At 68.8% G+C, this 12396-nt stretch carries 7 protein-coding genes and 2 pseudogenes; 4 read left to right on the forward strand and 5 right to left on the reverse strand.

Features of this window, described 5'->3' with window-relative positions; genetic code table 11:
* Positions 1–709: 709 nt before the first annotated feature.
* Positions 710–2077, reverse strand: coding sequence for a hypothetical protein (locus tag ACNPQM_RS35970; protein WP_418087259.1), 1368 nt, complete (start codon positions 2075–2077; stop codon positions 710–712).
* Between the two features lie 113 nt (positions 2078–2190).
* Entirely contained in the window at positions 2191–2448 is a 258-nt protein-coding gene (locus ACNPQM_RS35975; RefSeq protein WP_418087266.1) for a hypothetical protein, read from the reverse strand.
* Positions 2449–2514: 66 nt separating this feature from the next.
* On the opposite strand from ACNPQM_RS35975, the gene ACNPQM_RS35980 reads away from it, so the two are divergent.
* The 4 genes and pseudogenes from ACNPQM_RS35980 to ACNPQM_RS35995 all read left to right on the forward strand — a co-directional run.
* Entirely contained in the window at positions 2515–4569 is a 2055-nt protein-coding gene (locus ACNPQM_RS35980) for a hypothetical protein (protein ID WP_418087260.1), read from the forward strand.
* Positions 4566–5417: a serine peptidase gene (locus ACNPQM_RS35985; protein ID WP_418087261.1), complete on the forward strand. Its 852-nt coding sequence runs from the start codon at positions 4566–4568 to the stop codon at positions 5415–5417. Before ACNPQM_RS35980 ends, ACNPQM_RS35985 begins: the two co-directional genes overlap by 4 nt.
* Positions 5414–8431, forward strand: a complete 3018-nt coding sequence (locus ACNPQM_RS35990) for a WD40 repeat domain-containing protein (RefSeq protein WP_418087262.1) — start codon at positions 5414–5416, stop codon at positions 8429–8431. The genes ACNPQM_RS35985 and ACNPQM_RS35990 overlap by 4 nt, the downstream gene beginning before the upstream one ends.
* 111 nt (positions 8432–8542) lie before the next feature.
* Positions 8543–8641, forward strand: a pseudogene (locus tag ACNPQM_RS35995) (IS481 family transposase); the annotation flags it as partial.
* 994 nt (positions 8642–9635) lie between these two features.
* Here the strand turns inward: ACNPQM_RS35995 and ACNPQM_RS36000 are convergent.
* From ACNPQM_RS36000 to ACNPQM_RS36010, 3 genes and pseudogenes are all read right to left on the reverse strand, one after another.
* A complete protein-coding gene (locus ACNPQM_RS36000; RefSeq protein ID WP_418087263.1) occupies positions 9636–9944 on the reverse strand; it encodes a hypothetical protein in 309 nt (102 codons plus the stop codon).
* 252 nt (positions 9945–10196) lie between these two features.
* Complete coding sequence (locus ACNPQM_RS36005) at positions 10197–10949, reverse strand: hypothetical protein (protein ID WP_418087264.1); 753 nt, start codon at positions 10947–10949, stop codon at positions 10197–10199.
* A gap of 651 nt (positions 10950–11600) precedes the next feature.
* Positions 11601–12396 (reverse strand): annotated as a pseudogene (locus tag ACNPQM_RS36010) (hypothetical protein); the annotation flags it as partial.

A 12396-nucleotide genomic window follows, 5' to 3' on the forward strand; every position in this document is an offset into this window, starting at 1 on the left:
GCGAATGATGCCTCTCTGGCTGCCGAGCTGATCTTTCGAGTGCCTGGGCATCCTGCATCTCGGTACACCTCATGCAGTGCTTCGAGCAGACTGCGATGCCTTCCAGGCGGCAGTTCGGACTCCGTCGGCATCGAGATTCTTCGACGTCCCCCGCCCATTTTTTTTCCCTGCTTGTCGCGAGTCGGTTACGAGGCCAAAAACTTTTCGGCCACTGCTTGGGCTACCCCTCCAGCGATCGCCGAAGTCACGGCGATCGCAACTGCTATGGCGAATGAACGCCCCTTCTGTTCACGGGAAGTTTCCTCTGACTCGTGGTCCTGATCGCCGTCCATGCGTCCATTTTTGGCGGCCACCTCAGACCGATGAACGACAGTGGACACAAGTTGACAGAACTTTACAGGCGCCCAACGAGCGCCTCCGGGCGACTAGTTCAGAGAGGCCTCCACGCTCGCCTGCGCTCTCGCCGCCACCTCCGCGCGCGCCTGCGAGGATCCGCCGCCCGCAACGTCTACGTCGGTCTCCGGTCGATGTTCCGTGCCCTGAAGCGGGAACGTCGGATCACCGGCGCCGTGCCTGCTCTGTTTCCCGGGTCCGGGCCAGCCCAAGCCGGGACATGACGTCATGTCACACGCGAGACCGGCGAACCGGACCGATCGCGACTACGCAATGGCCCTGGCATCACTCCTGATGTGGGCGTGACAACGCCACCCTAGAAGGGTGGCTCCAGGGAGTACCCGTTCTCTCCCAGGGGGACAGGTTCGGGCTTCGGTTCGGCGGCCCGCTGCTCGGCCACCGTGGGGTGGGCGGCGATCGCTTCGGCCGCCCGGCCTTGCCGGACCAGAACCTCGAACAGTTCTTCATGTGCCTTAACCGTGCCGAGGGCGCGCAGTTCAGCGGCGGCGGCATCGAGGTGGCCGGCGGTGGTGAGGAGGTTGGCCTTGACGATACGGGGGTCGGTCCAGGGGTGCGGATCAGCTTCGGCCAGGGCGATCGCCTCGTCGATGCGGCCGAGGCCGGCGAGGGCGAAGGCCCGCCACCAGTGCCGGTACTCCTCGTGGCCGTGGTGGGGCATGACACTGGGGTGCTCCAGCAGGTGAAGCAGTTCCTCGGGGCGGTCGAGAAGCGGGTAGACGAGTGGGGCCAGGAGGTTGGAGCAGTCGTACCAGCTGAAGCCGGGTTCGGCGACGGCGATCGCGTCGTCCAGCCGGCCATCCCGCAGCAAGGTCGAGGAGAGCCAGGCGCGATACCCGACCCAGTCGTCAGCGGCGATGGCATCGCGCATCACGGCCTCGGCTTCCTCGGCCTGGCCGTGGGCGCGGAGGGCGCCGGCGTAGATGTCCAGGCAGGTGTGCGCATCCTGGGCGGCCAGCTCGCGGAGCTCGTCGAGCCGGCCGTGACGTGCCAGCAGTTCGGCGTAGGCGGTGAGGGTGTTCTGGGCGAGGAAGCGGCGCCCGGCTATGTCCTGGCCAAGGATCCGGATCGCCACGTCGGCGCGGCCCGCGCGCTCCAGCACCCGGGCCTGGAGCTCCTGCGCGTCCGAGCAGGAGTAGTCCCACCGGCCCTCGTCACAAACTCTCCGCGCGGCTTCGGCATGCGGGGCGATCAACTCCAGCACCCGCTCGTCACGGCCCTGACCTTCAGTGATCTCCACCAGGACCGACCGGATCCACGACTCACCGATGTGCGGAACGAGCAGGTCGATGGCCTCATCGATGCGCCCTGCCCTGGCGAGCACCTCAGCGAAGTTGCGGCATTCGGTCGTCGACGCGTGTCCTGCTTCGTCCGGGCAGACCAGGTGCCCGGCCTCTTCCGTCCGGCCCGCCCGCAGCAGGATGTCGACCTTCGCCCACAGAGCGGTCCGCCACCCGGTCGTAACGAACGGCGCCATCACCTCCAGCGCCCTTGCGAACTCCCCCGCCCGGCACAGCTCCTCCACCGCGCCCTCCGCGCAGAACCACTCGCCGCGTTCCGCCGCCGCCCGGATCACCAGGTCCAGGTGACCATGCTCCAACAGGAGACCCACCCTCCCCGGAGAAATGCCGCGATTATTGCCCGCCTGCCAAACAAGATCGTCCATGTGCATGGCCGGAAGCGTAGAAGTAGCCACTGACATGCCGCCGAGGGGCGTTCGACCGGTCGGCGCGACCTACGGCGGGGCAACAGCCTCCGTCAGGTGCGGCCCGGGGCAATTCAGTGCGGCTGCTTCCAGCAGTTTCGCCACATCAACCCGCCGTCCAGCGTCTTCAAGTGCACCGCGCAGTCGGGCAACAACCAGCGGATCGTGACCTTGAGCGACGTCGGCGAGCAGGCCATTTGCCGCCGGAGTTCGGTGACGAGCGGGAAGGCGGTGACCCCACTCAGCACGAGACAGACGACGAAGAGGATCAGCCAGACACGGATGCGCGTGAGGAGGGCTCTCGGCCCGTTCGAGTTGCTGCTGTCCGCCACTTACCCTTGTCGTGGAGGCTTCTTGTAGCGTCCGGGTGGACCGCATCGGGGAGGGACAGCGCGCACGTGGGGACAGGAGAATCGGGCACGGAGCAGGTGCTGCTCATGGGCGTCGAGCAGTTCCCCACCACGACAGACCCGCATGCCGAGCCGGAACCGGGTCGTACCGACTGGCCTCGGCTCACCTTCGTCCCGGGGCTGATGTCCCGACTCGACCTCGCCTACAAGCGCGTCGGGTACGACGTGCTGTCGGTCGCCGAACCGGACAGAAGAACCGTGACGCTCCACAGCGACGACGCCGTCACCTCAAGCACCACGAGGATCGTGCACGCCATGTCCCACGGAGCTCCGGCGGCGGATCTCAACCGCTCGCCGGCGGCGGCCGGTCAGGAACACATCCACATGGTTCCCACGTGTGCGACGTTCGGCACCGGAACCGATGTGAGCCAGTGGGTGAGGACCGCTCACCAGCACACGGAGCCCACCCTGTTCGTCGTCGACCTGTGCCGTGCGGGTCGCGCCGCTCGCCTGTCCGAACTGACCCGAGTCCCGGACGGCGAGCTGAACGCATGGGTGATCGCGGCGACAAGCCCTGATCTCCCCGCCTACGACGGCCGCTTCAGCGAGGCCGTGGCGGAGGTCCTCGAACAGATCGCCGACCACGGTCTCGACACCTCGCCCTCAATTCGCTTCGTTCGTTGGGACCGGGTCACCCGAGCCATTCAGAGAAGCCTGGACGCACTCGGCAGCAGGCAGGTCATCCACACCACGCGGGTGGACGTCTCGCAGGAACTGCCCGAGCTTCCCTTCTTCCCGAACCCGCGCTGGCGCCCCGACACTCGCCTGGAAAGGCTGAACGACGTCGCGCCCCCCGTTCGAGCCTTCGTGACGGACCTCGACGCCGAGCACTTCATGGACCGAGTGGGCGATCATTTCGTGGGCCGTCAGTCCCAGCTGGAGTGGCTGGCGACTTGGCTGGACGACGACCGGGTCGGCGGACTGCGCGTGGTCACGGGCGCGCCCGGTTCGGGCAAGTCGGCTCTCCTGGGCGCTCTGGTCTGTTCGGGACACGAAGCCGTTATCGACGCCGCCCCCGACATCCGTGCCTACCTGACCGCGCAGAATCCGGAAGGAGTGTGTTCACCCAACCCGCTCCTGGCCGCGATCCACTCCCGCGGCCGCGACATCGACGCGGTCCTGGCCTCGATCGCCCTTCAGTGGAAGCTGCCGATCGAGCCGGAGCGACAGTGGACCGTGGCCGACCTGATCTCCGAAGTCAGCACACTCCCCGCCGTACCCGCCCTCGTCTTCGACGCCCTGGACGAAGCGGAGGACCCTGACGACCTCATGAAGTCACTGCTGATACCGCTGGCTGAGGCGGTGCGTGCGGACGGACGATCATTGGTGCGGCTGCTGGTCGGCACGCGACGATGGCGATCCGGCCCCTTGCTGGCCCTGGCCGATCGGGACGGCGGTCTGCTGGACCTGGACAACGTGCCGGTCGAGGAGATCCGCAGTGACCTTCGAAGTCATATGCTGCGCAGGCTCTCCTCCTTGCCGCACTACAGCGCTCCCGAGCAGCGGCCTGTTCGAGCCGCGCTGGCCGAGACGGTGGCCGCGGCACTCACCGAGGAGGCGGACCGCATGCACGAGTGGGGGCCGTTCCTCGTAGCGCGCATCTTCGGCCACGTCCTGGCCACCGAGCCGGCGCCCGACAGTGTGGATGCCGCGGTCGCGCGCGGCTGCACCGTCCCCAGGAGCCTGCCGGGCGTCCTCGAACTCGACATCGACAACCGACCCGACAGCAAGGACCTCCGTGCGGTGCTGGCTGCTGTCGCATTCGCCAAGGGCGACGGATTCCCGACCGAGGCGGTAGCGGCCGTCGCACCCGAGTTCGCGCCCGAACCGGCCGCGGCACCGGGCCGCGGCCTCCGGGGAGCGACCGGTCAGGAATTGCTGCAGCACGTCCGCGGGCTGCTCGACGCGGGGTCCTTCTATCTGCGTACGGGTGTCGAGACCGACGGCTCGGCCTTGTACCGCCTCTTCCACCAAGGCCTCGCCGACTACCTCCAGGTCCACCCGTACCCACTCGACACCACTCGCCGAAGCGAGGCCATATGAAGATCCTGGGCATCCACGGCATCGGCAACCTCCGCGTGAACGAGGACCCCGAGACGGTCGCCGGCCACATGTCCGCCCTCTGGGGGAAGCACCTGGCCGCCGGCGGCACGCCGGACGCCGATGTACGTGTCGCCTACTACGCGGACCTGCTCCAGGACAGCGGCCACCAGGGCGAGGACGGCCGCTTGGAAGAACTCTCGGACTCCGAGGAGGCGATTCTGGCGGACATGTTCGCTCTCCTGGAATCGCCCGCGGCTCCGGCGGGCGTCGCCCAGGGCTGGCTCACCTACCTGCTGCGCTCCCAACTCCAGGACATCGTCGCCTCTAAGGCGTGCTCCCCCGGCCTCATGGAGTGGTTCGTGGTCCGTTTCGCCAAGGAAGTGCACCGCTACCTGGAGCCCGGCCCGGCCCGACTCGCCGTCCAGAAGCGGGTGCGGGAGGCCCTCACCACGCATCAGCCCCATGTCGTGATCGCGCACTCGCTGGGCAGCGTCGTCGCCTACGAAGCCCTCCATGACTGCGGAGATCTGGAAGTACCGCTCCTGATCACGCTGGGCTCGCCGCTGGCTCTGCCGAAGGCGGTCTTCCACCGGCTGACGCCGAGCCCCGAACGCGGCCGGGGCCGAAGGCCGGAGGCGGTGCGCCGCTGGGTCAACCTCGCGGACCCCGGAGACCTCGTCGCGCTGCCGGTCCGTGGCATCTCCGCCCTGTTCGACGGGGTGGAGATCGACCGGCATTGCTCCGTTCACCAGACCTATCGCTTCCATCATGTGGAGGAGTACCTCAAGACATCGGAGGTGGCCGCGCTGCTGGCCGCTCCGCCGGCCGACGGGGCACAGCAGGCGTGAACGTTCCGCCCGACGACGTCGACGACGACGGGAGCGCCGCCCCCCACAGGCGCATGGCACAGCGCGTCTTCGACCTGCTGACCGCCGAGGTCGCGGACGGAGACGTCCTCCGCTGGGACAGGGCATCGCCGTATCTCCTGCGGCATGCGGCCGAACACGCGGCCGAGGCCGGCCGCCTGGATTCGCTGCTGGGCGATTGGGAGTTCCTCGTCCACGGTGACGCGCGTGGCATCCTCGCCTCGTCCCCGGCCGGGCGGCAGGACCACACTTCTCTCACCATCTATCGCACATCGTTGCCGCACCACGCCGCAGCACGGGCCGCACAGCGGCGCCACATCCTGGCGGTGGACGCCGTACGCCACCAGCACCCCGACATCAGCCGTGCCCTCTATGCCCCGTCGGGCGAGCAGAACCCGCCTTGGCAGTGCGCGTGGTCCACCGCTGCCAATATCTCGCCCGCGCTCCGGGCCTCGTTCACCGGACACAGCCGGCCCCTGAGCCATCTCGCCGTCGCCGTGGTCGACGGCGAGCCCTTCGCTGTCACGGCAGGTGCGGACGAGACGGTCCGCCTCTTCCACGCCGACACCGGCACCCTGCGCCACGCCTGGAAGGGCCATACCGGGGGTGTCACCGCGCTGGCCTCGCACGCCTGTGACAGTCACACCCTCGTCGTCACCGCGGACACCCGTGGGTGGCTCCGCGTGTGGAACGCGCGGACCGGCCGCGCCTCATGGGCCATCGAGGCGCACGACGGCCCGGTGACCGGACTGGAAACACTTCTCCACGACGGACGTCTGTGTGCGGTGAGCGTCGGCCACGACGGAACGCTCCGTGTCACGGACTTCGAACGGGGGCGGTCCCGGGTGCTCCTCACCACCGCGTCCGGGACGCTGCGCGGGCTGCTCGCCGTCGCCGGGACCCCGGCCGAGCCCATCGCGCTCACCGCCGTATCCGCGACGGGCGAAGAGCCAGCACAGGTGGTGGCCGTCGGTCTCAAGGATGGGTGTGCCATCTACGCCCTCCCGTTCACCGCGGAGGTGACGGGCCTTCAGTGCGGAGAGTCCGACGGGGATCCCATCGCCGTGGCGACCTTCGCCGACGGAACCGGACGACTCTGGGACGCCTTCACCGGCGACTCCCCGCGCACGTTCAGCCGCAGGGGACGTCCGGGCGACCTGGACGTGTTGCATCTGCCGGCCGAGAACGACGCCGACCCCTGCGTGGCGGTCACCGGCGGAGCCGACGGCACGATCCGGATCTGGGACCTCGGCACAGGGGAGCGACTGCACCAGCTGGAGGGCCATCACCAGGCTGTTCTGACACTCGCCTCCGTCTACATTCCGTACCCGACGCAGGACGACGCCGATCCTGAACTCGACGAGCGGCACATGGATCGAAGTGCTTTCCGCCAACACGTCCGGTCGGTCACCCAGAGGCGCAGAAACCGCCTCACCCTGGCCAGACTCATCGTCCTGTCGGCCTCGGCGGACGACACCGTTCGAAGCTGGCACGCCGAGAGCGGCAGGGAACTGCACACCTACACGGGTCACACGGGCCCCGTCCGTCGAGTCGCGGCGTTCGACCCCATGGCGGATTCCGGCCGGTGGAAGGCGGTCAGCTGCGGCGACGACGCGACCGGTCGAGTCTGGGACCTCTCCGACCGGACGGAACACATCGCGGGAGCCGTGCACCCAGGGCGCATCGAAGCGCTGGCATCGGACACTCCCCGAGGCCGACCACTCGTGGTCACCGCCTGCGGCGACCACCGGCTGCGTGTCCTGGACAACCGCACCGGCAGCCTCCTCAGCGCGCGCATGGCCGGGGACAGCCCCGTGTACGCGGTAGCTCTGGGAGCGACTCGTGAAGGTCCCGTATCCGCTTCTGTCAGCTCGGGAAAGGGCATCGTCGTTCGTCTGGTCGACACCGGAGCCGTCCTGTGGAGCCGGCAGCCGGACAGTCCCGTCGTCGCCCTTTCGGCAGGAGGATCCAGCAGGCGGCCCGTACTCGTGACCCTTGACAGCCAGGGCCTGACCCACATGTGGGAACTGGGCTCGGGCCGCCCCCGCAACGGTCCTCTGAGCCGGTACGAGGGGGTGTCGGCCCTAGCCCTGGGCCGAATCCGCGACACTCCCGTGGTCGTCACCGGCCGCGCCGACGGCGAGATCGTCCTGTGGAACCTGGCGTCGGGCGCCGTCCGGCGCGTCCTGAGCCCAGCAGGCGCGTCACCGCGCGTCAACGCTGTGCGCTTCATCGTGGGCCCCTCCGGCCCACGTGTGGCGTCTCAGCACCTGCGGGCGGACCATCACAGCGTGCGCGTCACCGACGCCGAGACCGGCCGCCTGCTCAGCACCGTCCGTCTCGGCGCTCCCGCTGAAGGTGAGGCCACCCCTGTGCTCGGGCTCGGGAGCACACCGGACAGAACCGTTGTCGCGGTCGGCGGTCCGGACAATGAGGTACGCATCTGGGACGCGGACACCGGCGAAGGCAACACCGAACTGTGGCTGCCCGACACGATCCAAGCGCTCTCCTTCGACAACCACATGCTGACCGTCTCGTACGGCCGCGAGCTGGCAGCCTTCGCCCCTTCCGCTCATCCCCCTCTCTTCGACGAGGAGGAAGGGCCTCCGCGCCCCGTGCAGCGGAAGGCGGCCGCCGCCGCTCCCACCCGACGCCGTCGGAACCGCTCCACCCTCCAGGCGACCCTTCTGAGGCTCCTGCTGGAATGGGAGGGCCACGACGGCCCAAGCCTCGCGTCGCTCCTCTGCCGGCACGTGCCCCCACGTGCCGTGAAATCAGCGATCCGTGCCTTGATCCAGGGGGGCCTCATCCGCCCGATGCGCACCGGCTCCCTCGGTTACGCGATCGAACCGAAGGGCCGGGCCCTGGTCCGTCCGGTGCAATCGGCAGGGAACGGCACAGCGCCCTCCCCACCCCTGCAGAAGCTGCGAGGCATTCACGGCGGACCGTGCGGCCCCTGCGGCCACCGCAGGGGCCGCCCGCTGACGGGGGGCTAGTTGTGTTGTCCCGGGACGTTGGTGACACGCGTGCTGGGTGCTTGAACGGGTGAGGGCCTTCTGGGTTCGGTGTGGATTGCAACATCTACCGCCGACCGCCAGGAGGCCCTCGTGTCCCACCGTAATGCCCCACTGACTCCGACAGGCCACCTACGTCTGGCCCGGTGCGTCGTGGAAGATGGCTGGCCACTGCGGCGGGCCGCAGAACGTTCCGCGGGTCGCCCTTGGCCGTGATCAGGGCGGCCAGCTTGGTGCGGGAGATCGCGCGGGACCGCTTGAAGGAGTCCGAGTGTCCCTGCACCGCAGTGTCGAAGGGGGGCCGCTCTGCCCGGGTCCTGCCCGGAGAGGATGGCCAGATCAAACAGCGCGTGGGCGGTGTCTCCGTTGTGCTGTGCCGCGTCGTAGTAGGCCATCCACGGCGGGTCTTCCGAAGGGCGGGCCCGGGGGAACGCCTCATCGGCAGCTCCGACGGCCGCCGTGGTGTCGCGGACATTTCCCATCTTCCCGAAGGCGCGAACTCCAAGTAAGCGGCCTCGCCGCCTTCGCATCCATAGACCTCACTCAAGTCTTCGCCTCTCGGCGTACGTGATGCCGTCATCCGGAGTGCCGATCCACACGGCCTGTCGTGCGAGGAATGAAAGGCTGAGGCGCCGACGCCGATTCCGAGTCGTGAGACGGAGGCGAACAGGTCTGCGCGCAGGTGCTCGGTGCACTGCACTCGCAGCAGTCCGGCGGCCCACTGCATCGCGAGGCTGGCTACGTCGCGGACCATGCCGCCGCCGCCCAGCTCGTTGTCCATGCCGCTGATAGCGGTTGCTGCGGCCAAGACCTGGTCGATCTCGGTGGGACTGACGTCCTTGGGGAGGGTCAGGCCGTCAGAAGGCTGAAACAGAGTTCGGGAGTACCGCACTGCCGGATTACCGGAATGCGGTACTGCCGGAGTTCTGAATTTCCGTAGTGCCGAGGTTCCGAAGTTCGCGAGTTCCAGAGTCTGCGAGGTCGGTAGTGCGGGACTCCGACCTGTTGGGCCCAACAGATCCGGCCGACCGACTTCGACCAGCCATGACCTCCCATCAGCGGCCAAGCACCCGCGCACATAGGAGGCGCTCAGAACGCTCACACGCTGGCTGGGGCGGCGGCGATGCGGTTGCGTTCCAGCCCGTAGGACGGTGGGGACCAGGCCGCCGTGGCGTACCTTGCGCGGTCAGCCGGATTGTTCGTGGTGATCATTTCCCAGTCTCGCGGCGCCGGTATGTGCTTCGGCGGCGGTGATACGCAGACGCACCATGCGCTCCCGGTGACGGAGCCAGTCTCGCCACACGTCACGTCGGTGCTCGGACTCCTGCGGCAGAAGCGCCGGCAGGACACCGATGACGACACCGGCCACGGTGGTAAGCGCGACGACCCATCCGGGCACGCCGGCATAGGCCTTGGCCGCCAGGGCCAGGACTCCCAAGCCGACGGGCGGAGCAGTCCAGTTGAAGAGACGGCGCGCGGCCGGGCGGGCGGTCATATCGGTGGTCCTTCGGGCTCGGAGGGCAGACGCGCCGGGTGCGCGTGCGGGACGGAGCGTGCAGCAGTCCGAGCCCTTGTGTCGCGGGCAGCGGATCTGACAGTGCCGAAGAGTGGGGGAGCGGGGGGTTAGCAGCGCAAGCCTCAGCGGCGGACCCACGTTGCTCACGAGAAAATCCGCGATTCATGGCCATCGAACTGCAGCTTTCCTGCCTCTCCCGGCTTGAATCGCGGTCCCTGCACCGCTACGGGGCTAGCGGCGCAACTCCTCCTCGTCGGCTGGAGTCTGCGGGCGCCTCCGTCCTCCGTGCCCCGTAAGGGAGATGCGTGTCTGCTGGGTGGGGAGGTTTACGACGAAGGGATCGTTCCGGGCGGAACGCTGTGTGAGGCGGCGGCGCTGCTCGGCGGCCAGGTGCTGTGCCTTGCGTCGCACCCGGTCGCCGATAGCTTCCGGGTCGGTGGCGCCGGCGAACGCCGCAGCCTCCGCCCAGGTGGTGCCCTCGCCCTCCGCGTACGCGAGCACAACCCGCCGCTCGGCCGGGGTCAGGCCGCGCAGGACGGCGTTGAGCCGCTCGTCCTCGAACACGTCGCCCGCCACCCGCTGCAACAGGTCGACGTCGGCCGCGACCAGGTCATACAGCGACAGTCCGTCCCTGAGGGCGGCGTCCAGGGACAAGACCCGGCCGTGCCGGGTCCGGCGCCGCCACACCGGCACCAATTGCCGGTGCAGCAAGCGAGCCTCCGCTTTCAGCGCTCCGATGGCGGTCGAGGACAGGCGGCCCTCGGCCCACAACGGTGCACTCCAGCTGCCGAGCAGTGCAGTCGAGATCGCCTCGCGCCATCGGTCACTGCGGGGGACCAGCAGGGTCTTGGCCGCCAACCGATCCACGAAGCTCGTTTGCACTTCTTTGGCCATCGAGCAGACGAAGGTCTCCTGAGCGCTCAGCGCCGCGGCCAGGTCGGGAGCCAGGACAGACGCCGATGGGCCATCGGGGATGGTGAACATCAGGCCGCGTCCAGTCCAGGGGCTGATGGTTGCATCGACCAAGGCCACACCGGATTCCGTGCCTGCTACGGCCCTTGGCCTTTTCTGCTTGTCAGTGAGCGTGGCTATGCCGATCCCATGGAAGTGGGTGAACGGATCGGTCTGCGTCTTCTGCGGCGCCTGACGGGCCGCGGGTGCGGGGTCGCTGTGAGAGATGGACAACCTGCTGCGCTCCTTACCTGAGGCGGTGCCTTCACCTCTCGGTCCTGGGTGGCCTGGCTACCGGCAAAAATCTTGACCGATCCTCTGTGATCTGCACCACTCCCGGATTCTGGCTCGACCGGCTCAGGGGTCCAGTACTGGTAGGCGTCTGTGATCGGGTGGTCTGGGTTCCGGAGCCTGACGGCCTGTGAGGTCACCGACCGTGGTCGCAGGGGTGCCTCTTCTCCGAGGGCGAATTTTGTCGCTTCAGCGTTCGTGGCTCCAACCTGGCTGGCCGGTTGGCTGCGTAGGTGAGAAGGGAGAACGTGTGTAGACGAGTTGCAGGAGCAGTCGCTTTTTGCTGATGTCCGGAATGTTGATGAGGTTTGGGACCGCTTGTCTGGTGTGTCGGCGCCAGTCGATGGTCCACGGAGGTTGCCATGCCTGTGATCGCTACGTGGGCGTCGTCTCTCAGCGCTGGACGGCCGCCGGTGGGGCGACAGCACCGTTCAGGCAGCGGTCCAGGAGTGCGTGCATGCGCGGAACGGGGAGGGCCGGGTTGGCCGCAGCGCCCCCGGCGGTGTGGGGGTCGGCGAGGAGGGCCTCCAGGGCCTCCGGTGACAGATTCGGGTTGGCGGCCGCTGCTCGGCGCACCGACGCGTCGGGGTCCTCCACCGGAGGGTCGGGCAAGGCGGGATCGGCTGCGGCCAGGGCCCGTACCTCGGGATCCGGGTGGTCGACGAGGTGGGTCCGGCCGGTAGGGGGGAACGCGGGCAGGGTCAGCAGGTGCGGACGGTGGACCGGGCGGTTGACGAAGACGTCCAGGAGGAGGTGCGGCGGAGCCAGCGGATGGTGGCAGGCCAGCCGGATCCTCACCTCCTCGTCGTCGTCCTGCGCGAGCGTCTCGACGAGTTCCGTCGGCAGGCCCGGCCAACTGGCCGCAACCCGGCGGAGCACCGGTTCCTCGGACACCGCGCAGGCGGCGAACCAGTCGGGCGACGGCCCGGCGGCCGGCTCGGTGGTCGGGCAGGTGCAGTCCGGACCGTGCCCGATGACCCCCTGGATCGCCCTGTACTCGGCCCAGGTACGGGGGAAGGGGTGGAGGCGTGCACGCATCCGCACCTCCTCGTCCGGGTCCTCCCTCAGCTCCGCCACCAGGTCTGGTCCCAGGTCGGGCCGGACGGCGACCATCGCACGAACCTCCGCCTCGGGGTGGCGGGCGAGCCGGGTGACGGCGTCGGCCGGGGTGTGCCGGTTCCAGGTCAAG

This window comes from Streptomyces sp. NPDC056231, assembly GCF_048270745.1.
GTDB lineage: Bacteria > Actinomycetota > Actinomycetes > Streptomycetales > Streptomycetaceae > Streptomyces.